The organism is Streptomyces sp. NPDC058326, assembly GCF_042879855.1.
Classification (GTDB): Bacteria; Actinomycetota; Actinomycetes; order Streptomycetales; family Streptomycetaceae; genus Streptomyces.
In genome coordinates, this window is sequence record NZ_JBHVZO010000001.1 from 336,750 (window position 1) to 355,940 (window position 19,191).

The window sequence follows — 19,191 nt, forward strand, 5'->3', positions numbered from 1 at the left end:
AATGGCCCGAGCAGAGCGGAAGGGCAGGTGCGACCCATGGCCGGTACGACCCCGGGAACCCCCGGTACACCGCGCGTGCTGCGCGCCATGAACGACCGGGCCGCCCTGGACCTGCTCCTGGAGCACGGGCCGCTCTCCCGCACCCGGATCGGCAAGCTCACCGGCCTGTCCAAGCCGACCGCCTCCCAGCTGCTCGCCCGCCTCGAAGCGGCGGGTCTCGTCGTCGCCACCGGCACCACCGAAGGCCGGCCGGGACCCAACGCCCAGCTCTACGCGGTCAACGCGCGGGCCGCGTACGCCGCCGGGCTCGACGTCAACCAGTACCGCATCCACGCCGCCGTCGCCGACGTCACGGGCGGGATCGTCGGCGAGTACGAGCTCCGCACCCCCGGCCGCGGGGCCTCCGGCGTCGTCCGCCAGGTCACCGACGCCCTCGACGGGGCCGTCAAGGCGGCCGGCATCACCCGCGAGGACGTCCGGCGCCTGGTCATCGGCACCCCCGGCGCCTTCGACCCGGCCACCGGGCGCCTGCGGTACGCCTCCCATCTGCCCGGCTGGCACTCCCCCACGCTCCTGGAGGAGCTGGCCGCCGCCCTGCCCATGCCGTTCGAGTACGAGAACGACGTCAACCTGGTCGCCGTCGCCGAGCAGCGGGTCGGCGCCGCCCGCGGCCACGCGGACTTCGTGCTCCTGTGGAACGAGGCGGGCATGGGCGCCGCTCTCGTCCTCGGCGGCCGGCTGCACCGCGGCTTCACCGGCGGCGCCGGCGAGGTCGGCTTCCTGCCCGTCCCCGGCACCCCGCTCGTACGGCAGGTCACCAAGGCCAACTCCGGCGGCTTCCAGGAACTCGCGGGCGTCCAGTCCGTGCCCCGGATCGCCCGCGCCGCCGGGATCGAGACCCCCGAGCAGCCGTACGTCCCCGTCGCGTCCCGGCTGCTCGCCCACGCCGCCGAGGCGCACGGCGAGGACCCCCGGTACGCGGAACTGCTCGACCGGTACGCCGAGCGCCTCGCCATCGGGCTCTCCTCGATCGTCGCCGTCCTCGACCCCGAACTGATCGTGCTGTCGGGAGACGCCCTCGTCTCCGGCGGCGAACCCCTGCGCGCGCGCGTGCAGTCCGAACTCGCCGACCTCGCCGCCTCCCGGCCCCGGCTCGTCCTCGCCGCCGTCCCCGTGCGGCCCGTCCTGCGCGGCGCCCTCGAAAGCGCCCTCGCCACCACGCGCGACGAGGTCTTCGACACCTCACGCTGACCCCGACCGATTCCCGCCCCATCACCCCCGCCACAGGGAGACACCGTCATGCCCGTACGTCCGCGCAGAGCCGCCGCCGCGCTCGCCACCACCGCCTCGATCGCCCTCTTCGCCTCCGCCTGTACGGGCTCCGCGAACAACGCGGCGTCCGACGACGCCAAGGCCGAGACCACCATCACCTTCTGGCACGGCTGGGTGGCGCCCGCCGAGGTCAAGGCCATCACGGACAACGTCGCCCGCTTCGAGAAGGCCCACCCGAACATCAAGGTGAAGGTCGTCGGCAACATCAACGACGACAAGCTGGGCCAGGCGCTGCGCGCGGGCGGATCGAACGGTCCGGACGTCGTCTCCTCCTTCACGACGGCCAACGTCGGCAAGTTCTGCGCCTCGGGCGCCCTCGCGGACCTGAAGCCCTTCATCGAGAAGGACAAGCTGGACCTCGACAAGACCTTCCCGAAGGTCCTCCAGGAGTACACCCAGTTCGAGGGCAGGCGCTGCGCGCTGCCGCTGCTCTCCGACGCGTACGGGCTCTACTACAACAAGGACGCGTTCGAGAAGGCCGGCATCAAGGAGGCCCCGAAGACCTGGTCCGAGTTCACCGAGGTCGCCAAGAAGCTCACGAAGCCCAAGGGCGACTCGTACGAGCAGCTCGGCTTCATGCCGAACTACCTCGGCTACGAGACCGTCGTCTCCCACTACATGTCCCAGTGGGACCACAGGTACTTCGACGAGAACGGCAGGTCGAACGTCGCCAAGGACCCGGCGTTCGCCGAGATGATGACGTACCAGAAGTCCCTGGTGGACGCCCTGGGCGGCTTCAGGAAGCTCGACACGTACCGCACCACCTTCGGTGACGAGTGGGGCGCCAAGCACCCCTTCCACACCGGCCAGGTCGCCATGCAGCTGGACGGCGAGTGGCGGCTGAACTTCCTCAAGGACGCCAAGCCCGGCTTCGAGGTCGGCGTCGCGCCGCTGCCGGTCGCCGACGACGAGGTCGCCGAGTACGGCAAGGGCTACCTCTCCGGCACGATCATGGGCATCGCCCCGCAGAGCAAGAAGCAGAACGCGGCCTGGGAACTGGTCAAGTACATGACCACGGACACCGAGGCCGTGGTGAGCTTCGCCAACGACATCGGCAACGTCCCCTCCACCCTGGAGGCGCTGAAGTCGCCGGACCTGAAGTTCGACGAGCGCTTCAAGGTCTTCCTGGACATCGCCCAGCACCCCGCCTCCACCACTTCGGACGGCGCGGTCAACGGCTCCGCCTATCAGGACACCCTCCAGAAGTTCGCCCAGAAGTACGAGAAGGGCGAGGTCGCCGACCTGAAGAAGGGCCTCGCGGAGACCGCGGCACAGATCGACCGCGACATCGCCGCGGCGAAGTGACGACCGGAACCCACCCATGAGCACGGACACCCTGCCCGCGAAGGAGGCGGCCGCCCCGGCCGCCCCCTCCGCCGGGGGACGGAACACGCTGCGGTCGAAGGGCCGCCGCGACGCGCTCCGCACCCTGGCCTTCATGTCGCCCTGGCTGATCGGATTCGGCGTCTTCTTCGCCTATCCGCTGATCTCCACCCTGTACTTCTCGTTCATGCGGTACGACGGCCTCAACCCGCCGACCTGGCGGGGCACGGACAACTGGTCGTATGTCTTCAGCGATTTCCCGCAGTTCTGGCCGGCCCTGCAGAACACCCTCTGGCTCTGTGTCGTCATGGTCAGCTGCCGGGTCGTCTTCGGCCTCGGCATCGGCATGCTCATCACCAAGATCAAGACGGGTACGGGAGTCTTCCGCACCCTCTTCTACCTGCCGTACCTGGCGCCGCCGGTGGCTGCCACGCTCGCCTTCGTCTTCCTGCTCAACCCCGGCACCGGGCCAGTCAACTCGCTCCTGGAGGCGGTCGGCATCCCCGCCCCCTCCTGGTTCAACGACGCGGACTGGGCCAAGCCGGCCCTGACCGTCCTCGCCGTGTGGGGCGTCGGTGACCTCATGGTCATCTTCATGGCCGCGCTCCTCGACGTACCGAAGGAGCAGTACGAGGCCGCCGAGCTGGACGGCGCGTCCGCGTGGCAGCGGTTCCGCTACGTGACCCTGCCGAACATCTCTCCGATCGTGCTCTTCGCGGTCGTCACCGGGATCATCGGCGCGATGCAGTACTACACGCAGCCGATCGTGGCCTCCAAGGTCGCGTCGGGCGTGCTGGGCGGCTCCGGCGTCACCTTCGTCCCCGGCCATCCGGACGACTCCACGCTCACCCTGCCGCAGCTCGTCTACAGCCTCGGCTTCAGCCAGTTCAACTACGGCGCGGCCTGTGTGGTCGCGCTGGTGCTCTTCGCCTTCTCCATGGCCTTCACCGCGCTCCTGATGCGCCGGCGCGGCGGCCTGATCGGCTCGGGTGACTGAACCATGACGACCGCAACCCTGCCCGACCGTCCCGCGACGGAGAGCGCCGCCGAGAGGACCGCCCGCCGCAAGGCGCTCCTGCACTGGATCGCCGTGCACTCGCTCGGCATCGCCGCGGCCCTGTTCTTCGTCCTCCCGTTCGTCTTCGTCCTCCTCACCTCCCTGATGAGCGACGACCAGGCGCTCACCCGCGACCTGACACCGAACTCCTGGCACTGGGACAACTACGTCCGCGTCTTCGAGACGGAGGGCTTCCTCTCCTGGTGGCGGAACTCGCTGCTCTACGCGGGGCTCGGCACCGTCCTCGTCGTGGTGTCCTCGATACCCGTGGCGTACGCGCTCGCCAAGTTCCGCTTCCGCGGCCGGCATCTGTCGCTGCTGCTCGTCATCTCGATGATGATGCTGCCGCCGCAGGTCGTCATCATCCCGATGTACCTGTTCTGGGCCAAGCAGATGGACCTCTCCGGCACGCTGTGGCCGCTGATCATCCCGATGGCCTTCGGTGACGCCTTCGCCGTGTTCCTGCTGCGCCAGTTCCTGCTGACCATCCCGAACGAGTACATCGAGGCCGCGCGGATCGACGGCTGCGGCGAGTTCCGCACCCTGATCCGGATCGTTCTCCCGATGGCGAAGCCCGGCATCGCCGCCGTGGCCCTGTTCCAGTTCTTCTACTGCTGGAACGACTACTTCGGGCCGCAGATCTACGCCTCGGAGAACCCGGGCGCCTGGACGCTCAGTTACGGCCTGGAGTCCTTCAAGGGCGCGCACCACACCGACTGGAATCTGACCATGGCCGCGACCGTCCTGGTCATGGCCCCTGTGATCCTCGTCTTCTTCTTCGCCCAGAAGGCGTTCGTCGAGGGAGTCACACTGACCGGAGTGAAGGGCTGACTCAACCATGAAGCTCACTGTCGTGGGGGGCGGTTCCACCTACACCCCCGAACTGATCGACGGATTCGCGCGCCTGCGCGACACGCTGCCCATCACCGAACTCGTCCTCGTCGACCCGGCCGCCGAGCGGCTCGAACTCGTCGGCGGACTCGCCCGGCGGATCTTCGCCAGGCAGGACCACGGGGGGAAGATCGTCACCACCACCGACCTCGACGCCGGGGTCGAGGGTGCCGACGCCGTCCTGCTCCAGCTGCGGGTCGGCGGACAGGCCGCACGTCAGCAGGACGAGACCTGGCCGCTGGAGTGCGGCTGCATCGGCCAGGAGACCACCGGCGCCGGCGGTCTCGCCAAGGCGCTGCGCACGGTCCCGGTGGTCCTGGACATCGCCGAGCGGGTCCGGCGCACCAACCCCGACGCCTGGATCATCGACTTCACCAACCCCGTCGGCATCGTCACGCGCGCGTTGCTCCAGGCCGGGCACAAGGCCGTCGGCCTCTGCAACGTGGCCATCGGCTTCCAGCGGAAGTTCGCGGGGCTCCTCGGTGTGGCCCCGTCCGACGTCCACCTCGACCACGTCGGACTGAACCACCTGACCTGGGAGCGTGCCGTACGGATCGGGGGCCCCGAGGGCGAGAACGTGCTGCCCCGGCTGCTCGCCGAGCACGGCGACGCCGTCGCCGACGACCTCCGTCTGCCGCGCTCGGTCCTGGACCGGCTCGGCGTCGTCCCCTCGTACTACCTGCGGTACTTCTACGCGCACGACGAGGTGGTGCGGGAGCTCGGCAGCAAGCCCTCGCGGGCCGCCGAGGTCGCCGCGATGGAGAAGGAGCTCCTGGAGATGTACGGGGACCCGGCGCTCGACGAGAAGCCGGCCCTGCTCGCCAGGCGCGGCGGCGCCTTCTACTCGGAGGCGGCCGTCGACCTCGCCGCCTCCCTGCTCGGCGGCGGGGGTTCGCCGTACCAGGTGGTGAACACGTACAACAACGGCACGCTGCCGTTCCTGCCGGACGACGCCGTGATCGAGACACAGGCCGCGGTCGGTGCCCACGGCGCCACCCCACTGCCGGTCGCACCGGTGGACCCGCTGTACGCCGGGCTGATCGCGAACGTCACGGCCTACGAGGACCTGGCCCTGGAGGCGGCGCTGCGCGGTGGCCGGGACGCCGGGCGGGAGGGTGGGAGAAACGCAGTGTTCAAGGCGCTGCTCGCGCACCCGCTGGTGGGGCAGTACGCGTACGCCGACGGGCTCACCGACCGGCTGATCGCGCACAACAGGGAGCACCTCGCGTGGGCCTGACCGGAATCGTCCTCGCCGTCGACGCCGGCAACAGCAAGACCGACGTCGCGGTCCTCGGCGCGGACGGCACCGTCCTCGGCGCGGCCCGCGGCGGCGGGTTCCAGCCGCCTCTGGTGGGGGTGCCGGCCGCGGTCGACGGGCTCGCGGAGATCGTCGGCCGGGCGTGCGCGGAGGCGGGCGTCCCCGCCGGGTTCGCCCATGTCTCGGCCTGTCTCGCCAACGCCGACCTGCCCTCCGAGGAGACCGCGCTCCAGGCCGAACTCCTCGGCAGGGACTGGAGCCGTTCGGTACGGGTCCACAACGACACCTTCGCGATCCTGCGCGCCGGACTCGACGAGCCGCGCGGCGTGGCGGTGGTCTGCGGGGCCGGGATCAACTGCGTCGGGATGACCCCGGACGGACGGACCGCGCGCTTCCCGGCGATCGGGAAGATCTCCGGGGACTGGGGCGGCGGCAGCGGCATGGCCGAGGAGGCGCTCTGGTTCGCGGCGCGCGCCGAGGACGGGCGCGGTGATCCGACGGAGCTCGCGCGGGCGCTGCCGGAGCACTTCGGACTGGAGACGATGTACGCGCTGATCGAGGCGCTGCATCTGGGGCTTCTGCCCTTCGAGCGGCGGCACGAGCTGACGCCGGTGCTGTTCCGGGTGAGCGCGGCGGGTGACCCGGTCGCCCTGTCGCTCGTGCACCGGCTCGCCGAGGAGGTCGTCGCCCTCGCGGCGGTGGCACTCGGGCGGCTCGGTCTGCTCGACGAGGAGGCTCCGGTGATGCTGGGCGGCAGCGTGCTCGCGGCGCGGCACCCGCAGCTGGAGGAGCGGATCCGCGAGCTCCTCGCCGAGCGGGCGCCGAAGGCCGTCGTCGGCTTCGTGACGGCGCCGCCGGTGCTCGGGGCGGGGCTGCTCGCCCTGGACGAGGTGGCGGCGGGGCCTGAGGCGGCGGCCAGGCTGCGGGAGCACTACGGGGCCTGACGGCGGACGGGCCGCGGGGCGTCTCTCCTTCTCGGAGGGACGCCCCGCGGTCATGTTCACCTGTTCGAGCGATGCCCCTCGCGGAACCGATCTCCGCCCGGCGACGTATTCACAGTGAGGGGGTTTCGTCCGCGGATGTGCCGGAGGCATACGGCACGACAAGAACAAGATCGAGTCAATACCGGTGTGCGGACGGCCCCCTGCGGCCATACTGCTGGCCGGGTGGTCGTCCACCGGACCGGTGACCACCGGAGCACCGGCCGGACGGGCCGACGTCAGCGACCGAGGGGGAGGTCAAGTGACACACCCGCCGAACGCGCCCGCCGCCTCGGCGGCGGGGAGCACGGCGCCCGCGCCCGCACGCCCGGCCGGCGTGCCCGCGCAGCCGTCGCCCGCGCCCGGCGCCGCCCCGCCCGCGGGACGCGGTGCCCTGGCCGTGGGCCGGGAGCGGCTGCGGGTCGCCACGACGACGGAGCCGGGACGGCTCCAGATCCTCGGGGCCGTCCTCGCGCTGCTCGTCGTCGTGTTCGGGGCCGTCACCGCCCTCCAGGTCGACGACCGGGCCACCTCCGCCGACGACGTCGTCAGCCGCAGCCAGCCGCTGTCCGCCGACGCCGCCGCGATCTACCGCTCCCTCGCCGACGCCGACACCACCGCCGCCAGCGGCTTCCTCGCGGGCACCCTGGAGCCGGCGGATTCACGCGCGCGGTACGACCGGGACATCGCCACCGCCGCCCGGCTCCTCGTCAAGGCCGCCGCGAGCACCGGCGGTTCCAGCGAGTCTGCCCGCGAGATCGCCACCCTCAACCAGCAGCTCCCCCGCTACACGGGCCTGGTCGAGCGGGCACGGGCCGCCAACCGGCAGGGCCTTCCGCTGGGCGGCGCCTATCTGCGGTACGCCAGCCAGCAGATGAGCAGCACCCTGCTGCCCGCCGCCGAGCGGCTGTACGCGGCGGAGACCGAACGGCTCCAGGAGGACGACGAGTCGGCCCGCACCTGGCCGCGCCTCTCCCTCGGCCTCGGCCTGCTCACCCTGGCCGTCCTCGTCTGGGCCCAGCGCCGCAACTACGCGAGGACGAACCGGGTCTTCAACCACGGGCTGCTCGCCGCCACCGCCGCCACGGTGACCGTCGTGCTGTGGCTCCTCGCCGCGCACACGGTCGCGCGCGGCGGGCTCGACAGCGCCCGGACGCACGGGCAGGAGTCCCTCCAGGTGCTCAACACGGCCCGGATCAGCTCGCTCACGGCCCGCGCCAACGAGAACCTGACCCTGGTCGCGCGGGGCGCCGTCCTCACCGAGGACGGCAAGAACGACAAGTACGAGGCCGAGTACACGGCGAGCATGGAGACTCTGACGGCCGCGCTCGCCACGGCACGCGAGCGGGCCGACGACGACGCGGGCCGGGCCCCGGTCGACGAGGCCGCCTCCCGCACCGGCGAGTGGCAGAAGCGCCACAAGGACGCCCGCGCGAAGGACGAGGCCGGTGACTTCGACGGCGCGCTGGGCCTGATCGTCGGCTCGAAGGAGTCGGACCGGTCCACGGGACAGTCCTTCGACCAGGTCGACGCGGCCCTGGAGCGGGCCCTCGCCCACGAGCAGACCGAGTTCACCCGCTCCGCCGGCGGCGCGAGGGACGCGCTGACGGCGCTGCCCCTCGGTGCGGCGGCCCTCGGGATCCTGGGCGCGGCGGGCGCCGTGCTCGGCATCAACCGCAGACTGTCGGAGTACCGGTGAGAGGGGGCGGGATGCCGAACGGCACGTACCCGCGGGTGCGGCGGACGGCGCAGCGCTTCCGGGGCTGGGGCGGGGTCGCCGCCATGGCCGTGGCCTGCGGGCTCACCGCCTCGCTCACCCTGCTTCCGCTGGCCCACGACGGCGGCGACGCGGCGGCCGTGGCCGGCGCGGGCGCGCCCGGAGCCGGCGTGGGCACCGCGGTCCAGGTCACGGCGGACACCTGCGAGAACCCGGAGGCGTCCCTGCGGCCCTCACCGGCGGACGGTCCGTCGATCCGGGCCGTCAAGGACCGCGGGAAGCTCGTCGTCGGCGTCGACCAGTCCAGCTACCGCTGGGGCTACCGGAACCCGGAGAAGGGCACCCTGGAGGGCTTCGACATCGATCTGGCCCGTGCCATCGCGCGGGACATCCTGGGCGACGAGAACGCGGTCATCTTCCGGGCGATCCCGACGAACCAGCGGATCGCCGCCCTCGACAGCGGCAAGGTCGACCTGGTCGTGCGCACGATGACGATCAACTGCAAGCGGATCCAGCAGGTCGCCTTCTCCACCGCCTACTTCCAGGCCGGGCAGCAGGTCCTCGCGCCCAAGCGCGCCGAGGACATCACCGGCTACGACTCCTCGCTGCGCGGCAAGCGGATCTGCACCGCCGAGGGCTCCACGGCCTACGAGGCCCTGGAGGAGAACTCCTTCGGCGCGCTCTTCAAGGACGAGGGCGACGGCACGAAGGACGACAAGGACCTGCTGACCGTGCCCAACCAGCTGGACTGTCTGGCCCGGCTCCAGCTGGGCGAGGTCGACGCCGTCGTCACCGACAACGCCCTCGCGGCCGGCCAGGCCGCCCAGGACCCGGCGGTCGAGCTGAAGGGCCGGCCGTTCACCACGGAGTTCTACGGGGTGGCCGCCAAGCTCGGCAACGACGACCTGATCCGCCGGGTCAACCAGGTCCTGGTGACGTACCGGCAGGGCCCCTGGCAGCGGGCGTACAAGGACTGGCTGGAGAAGGACCTGCCCGGAATATCGGGCCCGCCCGCTCCCCTGTACAAGTAGCCCCGTCCGAACGACAGCCCTGTACGCGGAGAGGAAGAGGTGACCGATGGGCGTCACGGGACCCCCTGGGCCGGTGATGGACCGGGACGAGGTGGACCGTGCGCTGGGACGGCTCGGCGCCGAGCACAAGGCGATCGAGGACTCGCTCCTCGCGCTCCAGGACCACGCGGGCCGCAGACTGCTCGAAGGAGCCGAGCTGACCGGCACGACCCGGGACCGCTGGGCGGCGACCGAGCGGACCATCACCCTGCTCTGGACCTGCTTCGACGTCTACACCGGCGCCCTGCGGGAGGCCCGCGAGCTGCGCGCCCGGCGCCGCTGGCCCGGCCGTGAGGAGCTCGTGGAGCTGACCGACCGGCTGCGCGGCGAGAGCGTGCACGTCGCGGGCGGGGCGGGTGAACGGGGGCTGCTCTCCGAGCGGTTCACCCTGGAGGGCCTCGTCCGGCGGATGAACGAGCTGTACGCGTCCTCGCTCGACGTGGTGGTGACGGCCGACGCGGTCTGGTCGGCGCTGCCCGCCCGGATAGACCTGCTCGCCGCCGAGCTGCGCCGTACGCGCTCGCTCGCCCACTCCGTCGGCGTACGTCCGGGCGAGCACCCGGCCGGGGACGAGCTGGAGGCGATCACCGCCGAGCTGACCCTGCTGCGCTCCCAGGTGGTGACCGATCCGCTGGCGTTCTGGCGTCCCGCGCCCGGCAGTTCGGCGCCCGGCGGGGGCCGTCCCGACACCGGGCGGTACGACAGGGCGGCCCTGGCCCTCGAGGACGTCCGGCGGGAGATCGAGGCGGTGCTCGCGGTCCGGCAGGACTCCGAGGACCGGCTCCTCCGGCTGCGGGACGTACTCTCCCGGGCGGACCGTACGCTCGCCGAGGCACGGGCCGCGCGCGGCGAGGTCCTGGCGAAGATCGCCGCCTCCGAGGTGCCGGCCGTCAGCGGTCCGCCGATCGCGCTCCAGGAGCGGCTCGCCGCCGCCGCCGAGTACCGCAGGCACGCCCGGTGGCACCGGCTCTCCCCGCTCCTGGAGTCCCTGGAGCGGGAGGCCGAGGACGAACTGCTGCGGGCGCGGGAGTCGCTGACGGCGGTCACGGCGCCGCTCGCGGTGCGGGCGGAGCTGCGCGGCCGGCTCGACGCGTACAAGGCGAAGGTGGCGCGCCTCGGCGCGGCGGAGGACCCGCTGCTCGTGGAGCGGTACGACGCGGCCCGCAGGATGCTGTGGAGCGCGCCCTGCGACCTGCGGGTGGCGGAACAGGCCGTGCTGCGCTACCAGCAGGCGGCGGCGGACGTACTGTCCGGCCCGAGAGACGCGGGAGGACGAGAGTGGTGAGCGGGGAGACGGGCGTGGGGAGCTGTCAGCGTCCTTCGTGCGAGGGTTCGTACGAGGACATGGGAGGCGGTGAGCTGTACTGCGACACCTGCGGGCTCGCCCCGGTGGTGGCGCCCGGCGGCCTCATCGGCTCGACGCCGACGGGGGTGGCCGTCGCCGGCCGGGGCACCGGTACGGGTATGGGCGCGGGTGTCGGGGGAGCGGACTCCGGCTCCTCGCGGAGCAGTTCGCGGGCGTCCTCACGGGCCTCGTCGCGCTCGTCCCGCTCGTCGACGTCTCGCCGTTCGGTCTCGGGGCGGCTCTCGCGCTCGCTCTCCGGGGCCTCCACGTCCCGCTCGGTGTCGGTGCGCAGCTCGGGCACCTCGACCGGCCAGTCCGCCAGGAACCGGCTGGGCGCGGGTCTGGTGACGATCCCGGAGGTGCCGCGCCCGGACCCGCGGGGCGCGGTGATGGAGAACCCCGAGGTCCCCGAGCGGAAGCGATTCTGCTCCCGCTCCGACTGCGGGGCGCCGGTGGGCCGTTCGCGGGGTGACCGGCCGGGCCGTACGGAGGGCTTCTGCACCAAGTGCGGGCACCCGTACTCCTTCGTGCCGAAGCTGCGCGGCGGGGACATCGTCCACGGTCAGTACGAGGTCGCGGGCTGTCTCGCGCACGGCGGCCTCGGCTGGATCTACCTCGCCGTCGACCGGGCCGTCTCGGACCGGTGGGTCGTCCTCAAGGGCCTCCTCGACACCGGCGACCAGGACGCCATGGCCGCCGCGATCTCCGAGCGCCGCTTCCTCGCCGAGATCGAGCACTCCAACATCGTCCGCATCTACAACTTCGTCGAGCACCTCGACCAGCGCACCGGCTCCCTGGACGGCTACATCGTCATGGAGTACGTCGGCGGCAAGTCGCTCAAGGAGATCGCCAACGACCGGCGCACCCCCGACGGGCGGCGCGACCCGCTGCCGGTCGAGCAGGCCTGCGCGTACGGGATCGAGGCCCTGGAGGCCCTCGGGCACCTGCACAGCCGGAACCTGCTGTACTGCGACTTCAAGGTCGACAACGCCATCCAGTCCGAGGACCAGCTGAAGCTGATCGACATGGGCGCGGTCCGGCGGATGGACGACGACGAGTCCGCGATCTACGGCACGGTCGGCTACCAGGCGCCGGAGGTGGCCGAGGTCGGCCCCTCGGTGGCGAGCGACCTGTACACGGTGGCGCGCACGCTCGCCGTGATGACCTTCGACTTCCAGGGCTACACGAACGTCTTCGTGGACTCGCTGCCCGACCCGGACAACATCGCGGTCTTCCGGACGTACGAGTCGTTCTACCGGTTCCTGGTCCGCGCCACCGACCCCGACCCGGCGCGCCGGTTCGCCTCGGCGCAGGAGATGGCGGAGCAGCTGACGGGTGTGCTGCGGGAGGTGGTGGCGCTGCAGTCGGGGCGGCCCCGGCCGGCGCTCTCGACGCTGTTCGGCACGGAGGTCCGCGTCACGGACACCGCGCTCTTCGCCGAACTGGCGGAGGACGTGTCGCTGCTCGGAGCCCGCAGGAGCCGCAGGCGGCGGGCACTGCCGGGAGGCGCCCCCGGGGCCTCGGGGGCCGTGCCCTCCCCCGGGCCGACTCCCGGCGCCGTGCCCTCCCCCGGAGCTTCGGGCGCCGCGCCCTCCCCCGGGCCGGGGCTGCTCGGGGAGTCGCTCGCGCCGCTCGACACGCCCGCCACCGCGCTCGCGCTGCCCGTGCCGCGCGTCGACCCGGGCGACCCCAACGCCGGTTTCCTCGCCGGCCTCGCCGCCGCCGCTCCCGGCGAGCTGCTCGGCGCGCTCCGGGCCGCGCCCACGCCCTCCGCCGAGCTGTGGCTGCGCACGCTGCGGGCCCAGCTGCAACTGGGCGACCTGCCCGCCGCCGTACGGACCCTCGCCGGGATCGAGGAGCGGGAGGGGGACGACTGGCGGGTCGTCTGGTACCGGGGCGTCACCTCCCTGGTGACCGGTGACCACGAGCACGCGGCGCTCGCCTTCGACGCGGTCTACGACGCCTTCCCCGGGGAGCCGGCACCGAAGCTGGCCCTCGGGATCTGCGCCGAGGTGCTCGGCCAGCTGGACAACGCCGCCGAGTACTACCGTCTGGTGTGGGCCACCGACCCCGGCTTCGTCAGCGCGGCCTTCGGGCTCGCCCGGGTGCGGCTCGCGGCGGGTGACCGCACCGGGGCCGTCGAGGCCCTGGAATCCGTACCGGAGGCGTCGATCCACTACACGGCGGCCCGGGTCGCGGCCGTACGCGCGCGGCTGCGGCGGCGGCCCGCGCGGGACCCGCTGGGCGCCGATCTGACGGCGGCGGCGGCGCAGGTCTCCGCGCTCCAGGGCTTCGGTCTTGACGCGGTGCGCCGGGAGCAGTTGTCGACGGAGGTCCTCGGAGCGGCCCTCGACTGGGTACTCTCCGGAAGTCCCGGTGCGGAACCGGGCGGCGGCACGCTGCTGCTCGGGAGTGAACTGGACGAGCGTGGACTGCGCTTCGGCCTTGAGCGCTCGTACCGGGTACTGGCCCGGCTCGCCCAGCGCGGCGAGGAGAGGATCGAACTGGTGGAGCGGGCCAACCGCTTCCGCCCCCGGACGTGGGTGTGAGGATGTCCCAGAAGCCGAAGCCGTCGCACGGTCTCGCCGTCTGCCCGGAGTGCGCGGAGCCGCTGGAGTCGGGTGACCGGTTCTGCGGGGCGTGCGGTCACGACCTGACGGCCGTGCCGGCCGCCGGGGTGGAGCCGGATCGCCCGACCGTGGCCATCGGCACCCCCGTGGCCTGGCCGGACGCCCCGCCCCGGGAGCCCGGTTCGCTGTCGACCATGACCCAGCACCCGGGCGACCTCCCGGGCACCGACTCCGGCGGCCGTGACCTGCCCACGATGCCGGTCCGCACGGACGGCCCGGTGCCGCCCGGCGGGAACACGACGGCGGGCACCGGCGACTTCGAACTGGCCGCGCCGGATCCGCGGACGGCGGTACGGGCGGCCCCGGCCCCGGAGCCCGCCGCTCCCGCCCCGGCGGCTCCGCCGGCTCCCGTCACTGCCGTCGTGTGTGTGGCCTGCCGTGCCGGACGCGTCGACACCGACGGCTACTGCGAGAACTGCGGGCACGCGCAGCCCCGCGAGCGCGACCACATGGAGCGGGAGGTCACCGGTGTCGCCGCCGTCAGCGACCGCGGGCTTCGCCACCACCGCAACGAGGACGCGTTCGCCGTCTCCGCCACGACGCTCCCCGACGGCTCCCCCGCCACCGTCGCGATCGTCTGCGACGGCGTGTCCTCGGCGACCCGGCCCGACGAGGCCTCCGCGGCCGCCGCGGCGGCGGCCGGCGCCTCGCTGCTCGCGGCGCTGCCCCGGGGCACCCACCCCCAGCAGGCGATGCACGAGGCGATCGTGGCCGCGTCCGAGGCCGTCAACTCCCTCGCGGAGGAGCCGGGACAGGACGGGGCGGAGCACGACCCGCACCGCCACCGCAACGCCCCGGCCTGCACCATCGTGGGCTCCGTCGTCGCCGACGGCCTGCTCGTCGTGGGCTGGATCGGCGACAGCCGCGTCTACTGGGTGCCGGACGACCGCGCCACCCCGCCCGCCCGGCTCACCGAGGACGACTCCTGGGCCGCCCAGATGGTCGCGGCGGGCCTGATGAACGAGGCCGAGGCGTACGCGGACGAGCGCGCCCACGCGATCACCGGCTGGCTCGGCGCCGACGCGTACGAGCTGGAGCCGCACACGGCCGCGTTCAAGCCGGACCGGTCCGGTGTGGTGGTGGTCTGCACGGACGGCCTGTGGAACTACGCGGAGGGCGCGGACGACATGGCCCGGGTCGTCCCGGCCGACGCGGCGGACCGCCCCCTGCACAGCGCCCAGGTCCTCGTCGGCCACGCCCTGGACGGCGGAGGCCACGACAACATCACGGTCGCCGTCGTGCCGTTCACCGTCTCTCACCAAGGGGCAGGATCCGCCTGAGCGGTCGCCGATCCCCTGTCCCTTCAGCGTTGTTGTCCGAGGAGCCGTAACAGATGGCGAACTTCTCCAAGTCGACCGTGCCCCAGTTCTCGGTGGACGTCTACCAGAACGAGTTCCTGCCCGAGGGCGGCCGTGACGTCAGCGCGATCGTGACGGTCACGTCGACCGGGGGCGGCACGAGCGGACAGCGGCTGTCCGGCCCGGCGGGCGGCGCGGCCGGGGTCGTCATCATGGTCGACTGCTCGGGGTCGATGGACTATCCCCCGGCCAAGATGCGCGGCGCCCGGGAGGCGACCGCCGCCGCTGTCGACACCCTGCGCGACGGCACGTCCTTCGCCGTCGTCGCCGGGACGCACGTGGCCAAGGAGGTCTACCCGGGGAACGGCGGCCTCGCCGTCGCCGACGCCAGGACCCGTGCCGAGGCCAAGGAGTCGCTGCGCCGGCTCGGCGCGGGCGGCGGCACGGCCATCGGCACCTGGCTGCGGCTCGCCGACCGGCTGCTCTCCTCCGCCGCCGGCCTCACCATCCGGCACGGCATCCTGCTCACCGACGGCCGCAACGAGCACGAGTCGCCGGAGGAGCTGCGGGCCGCGCTCGACGCCTGCGCGGGCCGCTTCACCTGCGACGCGCGCGGGGTGGGCACCGACTGGGAGGTCAAGGAGGTCACCGGGATCGCCTCGGCGCTCCTCGGCTCCGCCGACATCGTCGCCGATCCGTCCGCCCTCGCCGACGACTTCACGACGATGATGGAGCAGGCGATGGGCAAGGGCGTGGCGGACGTCGCGCTGCGCCTGTGGACGCCGGTCGGGGTGGAGATCGCCTTCGTGAAGCAGGTGGCGCCGACGGTCGAGGACCTGACCGGGCGGCGTACCGAGGCGGGGCCGCGCGCCGGGGACTACCCGACGGGCTCCTGGGGCGACGAGTCCCGCGACTACCACGTGAGCGTGCGGGTCCCGCGGGCCGCGGTCGGGCAGGAGATGCTCGCCGCCCGGGTCTCCCTGATCGCCCCGGACCCGGCGGGCGGCGATCCGCGCCCGCTGTCTCAAGGACTGGTACGGGCGGTGTGGACGGACGACCTGGCGATGTCGACGTCGATCAACCCGCAGGTCGCGCACTACACGGGCCAGGCCGAGCTGGCGGACGTCATCCAGCAGGGGCTCGATGCCCGCAAATCGGGTGATCAGGACGGCGCGACGGCGAAACTGGGCCGTGCGGTGCAGCTCGCGGCGGCCTCCGGCAACGCGGATACGGCGAAACTGCTTTCGAAGGTGGTCGACGTCGTCGACGCGGCGACCGGTACTGTGCGTTTGAAGGCGAAGGTCGCGGAAGCGGACGAGATGACACTCGAGACCCGCTCCACCAAGACCGTTCGCGTCAAGAGGTAGCCCGGCCAGCGGGCCGGACGACGAGAGGGGGAAGCACCGACATGCCGACCTGCCCGAACGGACACCAGTCGGTCTCCGACGACTGGTGCGAGGTCTGCGGCCATCGCATGGCCGGGGCGGGTGCGCCGACGGGTGCCGTACCGCCGCCTCCCCCGCCGCCGCCCCCCGCGTACGGATACCCCGGCCCCGACGGCCCCGGCCGGCCTCCGACGGGTCCGCCGCCCGGCGGGCCCGGTCCCGGCGCTCATGGTGCTCCGGCCGCTCCCGGCGGCTTCGGTCCCGGTGGCGACCCGAACGCGACGGCCCAGGCGGAGCTGTGCCCGCAGTGCCGTACGCCGCGGGAGTACATGGCGCCGTTCTGTGAGGAGTGCCGCTGGAACTTCCTCACGAACACGGCGACCTCCTACACGCCGCTGGCCCCGCAGAACGCCCCGGCCCCGCCGCAGCAGCCCGGGCCGCCGCCCGGCCTGAACCTGCCGCCGGGTTTCCAGTCCCCGCCGCCCGCGCCGCCGCAGCAGCAGCCGCAGGACCCCTTCGGCTACCAGGGTTCCCGGCCCTCGCAGGTGAACCGCCCGGCCGAGCCGCTGGGCGGCGACCCCACGCACCACCAGGCCCCGCCGCAGCGCCCGCCGTCGCAGCAGCCGCCGGCCCAGCCGGCGTACCTCCAGGCCCCGGCCCAGGCTCCGGCCCCTCCGGCGCCGCCGCAGCCGCGCGCGGACGACGACTGGGTCCTGTCCCCGCCGTCGCAGCACCAGGCCCCGCCGGCCCCGCAGCACCAGGCACCTCAGGGACCGCCGCAGCACCAGGCACCTCAGGGCCCTCCGCAGCACCAGGGACCGCCGCAGCACCAGGCGCCTCAGGGACCGCCGCAGCACCAGGGACCTCCCCAGCACCAGGCACCTCAGGGCCCTCCGCAGCACCAGGGACAGCAGCCCCCGCAGCAGTTCCAGCCGCCGCGGCAGCCCCTGTCCTGGACCGCGGTCATCGGCCCGGACCGCGACTACTTCATGGCGATGATGCAGCGCAGCGGTCCGGAGGCCACGGGCCTGAACCTGCCCGCGTACTCGCCCGCCAAGCACCTGCCGCTCCAGGGCAACCAGATCTCCATCGGCCGCCGCCGGCACTCCACGGGCGAGTCCCCGGACATCGACCTGTCGGTGCCGCCGGAGGACCCGGGCGTCTCGCACCAGCACGCCGTGCTCGTGCAGCAGCCGGACGGCTCGTGGGCGGTGGTGGACCAGAACTCCACCAACGGCACCACGGTCAACGGCGGCGAGGAGCCGATCCAGCCCTATGTCCCGGTCCAGCTCCAGGACGGCGACCGGGTGCACGTCGGCGCCTGGACGACGATCACGATCCGGCTGGGCTGACGGCGCCCGTCAGCGGCCGCCGGGCAGGGGCCAGGCGTACGGCCCTCCGGGGTCGTCGAGCCAGGCCCACTGCCGGTCGCCGCTGACCGTCACCCCGAAGCGCTCCCGCTCCGGCCGCCCCTCGCGCAGCCAGAGCGAGAGCGCTTCGCGCCTGTCGAGGGTCCCGCCGACGAGACCCCGCAGGAAGCGGAAGCGCTCGTCGCCGGCCGGGTCGTACCGGGTCGCGCGCCCCGCGCCGCCCCGGAGCGCCACGAAGTACGCGGAGGTCTCGAGGAACCGTCCCTCCGCGTGCGTCCCGTCACGCACCCGCATCAGGAGCAGCCCCGTGGAGACCGGGGCGAGGACGAGGCCGCCCGGCCTGCACTGGGCGAGCCAGGGGTACGGGACCGAGGGCACCTCACAGGTCGCGACGATCCGGTCGTAGGGAGCGCGCTCGGGGCAGCCCCGGGCGCCGTCGGCGGCGACGACCGCGGGGCGGTACCCGGCGGCGGCCAGATGGGTCCTGGCGGACTCGGCGATCTCCTCGTCCAGGTCGACGGTGGTGACGTGCTCCTCGCCGAGGCGGTGGCAGAGCAGCGCCGCGTGGTAGCCGGTCCCGGCACCGATCTCCAGGACGTCGTCCCCGTCGCGTACGTCGAGGGCCTGGAGCATCAGCGCCATCAGGGAGGGCTGGCTGGCGGACGAGAGCAGCTCGCCGTCCCGCACGCGGGTGGCGATCGCCGTGTCCTCGTACGCCCCGAGCAGCCAGCGTTCCCGCCGCTCCGGCTCGGGGTCGCCGGACCAGAGCCGCTCATAGCCGCCGGCCCCGGGGACGTAGTAGTACGGGACGAAGAGATGGCGCGGGACCTCGGAGAAGGCGGCACACCAGGCGGGGTCGGTCAGGGCGCCCTCCGCCTCGATCTCCCGCACGAGGGCCCGGCGCGCCCGCGCGCCGGCCCCGGCGAACTCGTCCCGCCGCTCCTCCATGCCTCCACTCTCCCGCCGCCGGGGGCCCCCGGCGAGCGGTCCTGGACCTCCAGACCTAGGGCCGGGCATCTGAGACGATGGAACGGTGAACGAGATTCCCGGGGAAACAGTGCAGGAGCAGACCTTCTACGAGCTGGTCGGCGGCGAGGAGACGTTCCGCCGTCTGGTCCGCCGCTTCTACGAGGGTGTCGCGGAGGACCCGCTGCTGCGCCCGATGTACCCCGAGGAGGACCTCGGCCCGGCGGAGGAGCGCCTCGCGCTCTTCCTGATGCAGTACTGGGGCGGTCCCCGCACCTACAGCGACCACCGCGGCCACCCCCGTCTCCGTATGCGCCACGCCCCGTTCACCGTGGACCAGGCGGCCCACGACGCCTGGCTCCGCCATATGCGCACGGCCGTGGACGAGCTGTCGCTCGCCCCGGAGCACGAGCGGGAGCTCTGGCGCTATCTGACCTACGCGGCGGCCTCGATGGTGAACACGGCCGGCTGACGCCCTCATCTCCCCTTCACCCCCGCCGACCTTGGACGGACACATTCCGGACTCGGAACGCCGGATAACGGTCACGATCGCATCAAGGTGCGCCCGT

Annotated in this window: 15 protein-coding genes; 14 read left to right on the forward strand and 1 reads right to left on the reverse strand. The window is 73.1% G+C overall.

Going from position 1 to position 19,191, the window contains the following annotated elements; all coding sequences use genetic code 11:
* Positions 1-36 precede the first annotated feature (36 nt).
* From ACFVYX_RS01455 to ACFVYX_RS01515, 13 genes are all read left to right on the forward strand, one after another.
* Positions 37-1,251 (forward strand): ROK family protein, encoded by a 1,215-nt coding sequence (locus ACFVYX_RS01455; protein WP_389679227.1) that lies wholly within the window; start codon positions 37-39, stop codon positions 1,249-1,251.
* 48 nt (positions 1,252-1,299) lie between these two features.
* The gene (locus tag ACFVYX_RS01460) at positions 1,300-2,637 is read left to right on the forward strand and encodes an ABC transporter substrate-binding protein (protein ID WP_389679228.1); all 1,338 of its coding nucleotides are present in this window, start codon (positions 1,300-1,302) and stop codon (positions 2,635-2,637) included.
* A 133-nt stretch (positions 2,638-2,770) separates the two neighbouring features.
* A complete protein-coding gene (locus tag ACFVYX_RS01465; RefSeq protein ID WP_389679495.1) occupies positions 2,771-3,652 on the forward strand; it encodes a carbohydrate ABC transporter permease in 882 nt (293 codons plus the stop codon).
* Between the two features lie 3 nt (positions 3,653-3,655).
* Positions 3,656-4,543, forward strand: coding sequence for a carbohydrate ABC transporter permease (locus tag ACFVYX_RS01470; RefSeq protein WP_389679229.1), 888 nt, complete (start codon positions 3,656-3,658; stop codon positions 4,541-4,543).
* A 7-nt stretch (positions 4,544-4,550) separates the two neighbouring features.
* Positions 4,551-5,840, forward strand: coding sequence for a 6-phospho-beta-glucosidase (locus tag ACFVYX_RS01475; RefSeq protein ID WP_389679230.1), 1,290 nt, complete (start codon positions 4,551-4,553; stop codon positions 5,838-5,840).
* Complete coding sequence (locus tag ACFVYX_RS01480) at positions 5,831-6,805, forward strand: N-acetylglucosamine kinase (RefSeq protein ID WP_389679231.1); 975 nt, start codon at positions 5,831-5,833, stop codon at positions 6,803-6,805. Before ACFVYX_RS01475 ends, ACFVYX_RS01480 begins: the two co-directional genes overlap by 10 nt.
* Positions 6,806-7,103: 298 nt before the next feature.
* The gene (locus ACFVYX_RS01485) at positions 7,104-8,540 is read left to right on the forward strand and encodes a hypothetical protein (protein WP_389679232.1); all 1,437 of its coding nucleotides are present in this window, start codon (positions 7,104-7,106) and stop codon (positions 8,538-8,540) included.
* Positions 8,541-8,551: 11 nt separating this feature from the next.
* Positions 8,552-9,589: a glutamate ABC transporter substrate-binding protein gene (locus ACFVYX_RS01490; protein ID WP_389679233.1), complete on the forward strand. Its 1,038-nt coding sequence runs from the start codon at positions 8,552-8,554 to the stop codon at positions 9,587-9,589.
* Between the two features lie 46 nt (positions 9,590-9,635).
* Complete coding sequence (locus ACFVYX_RS01495; RefSeq protein ID WP_389679234.1) at positions 9,636-10,913, forward strand: hypothetical protein; 1,278 nt, start codon at positions 9,636-9,638, stop codon at positions 10,911-10,913.
* Positions 10,910-13,522 (forward strand): tetratricopeptide repeat protein, encoded by a 2,613-nt coding sequence (locus tag ACFVYX_RS01500; protein ID WP_389679235.1) that lies wholly within the window; start codon positions 10,910-10,912, stop codon positions 13,520-13,522. The genes ACFVYX_RS01495 and ACFVYX_RS01500 overlap by 4 nt, the downstream gene beginning before the upstream one ends.
* Positions 13,523-13,524: 2 nt before the next feature.
* The gene (locus tag ACFVYX_RS01505; RefSeq protein ID WP_389679236.1) at positions 13,525-14,883 is read left to right on the forward strand and encodes a PP2C family serine/threonine-protein phosphatase; all 1,359 of its coding nucleotides are present in this window, start codon (positions 13,525-13,527) and stop codon (positions 14,881-14,883) included.
* Between the two features lie 53 nt (positions 14,884-14,936).
* Positions 14,937-16,268, forward strand: coding sequence for a VWA domain-containing protein (locus ACFVYX_RS01510; protein ID WP_389679237.1), 1,332 nt, complete (start codon positions 14,937-14,939; stop codon positions 16,266-16,268).
* Positions 16,269-16,309: 41 nt separating this feature from the next.
* A complete protein-coding gene (locus ACFVYX_RS01515) occupies positions 16,310-17,638 on the forward strand; it encodes an FHA domain-containing protein (protein WP_389679238.1) in 1,329 nt (442 codons plus the stop codon).
* Between the two features lie 9 nt (positions 17,639-17,647).
* Here ACFVYX_RS01515 and ACFVYX_RS01520 read toward each other — a convergent pair whose 3' ends face one another.
* Positions 17,648-18,604 carry a methyltransferase domain-containing protein gene (locus ACFVYX_RS01520; protein WP_389679239.1) on the reverse strand — a complete coding sequence of 319 codons (957 nt, stop codon included), beginning with the start codon at positions 18,602-18,604 and terminating at the stop codon, positions 17,648-17,650.
* 85 nt (positions 18,605-18,689) lie between these two features.
* On the opposite strand from ACFVYX_RS01520, the gene ACFVYX_RS01525 reads away from it, so the two are divergent.
* A complete protein-coding gene (locus tag ACFVYX_RS01525) occupies positions 18,690-19,094 on the forward strand; it encodes a globin (RefSeq protein ID WP_389679240.1) in 405 nt (134 codons plus the stop codon).
* Positions 19,095-19,191: the final 97 nt, after the last annotated feature.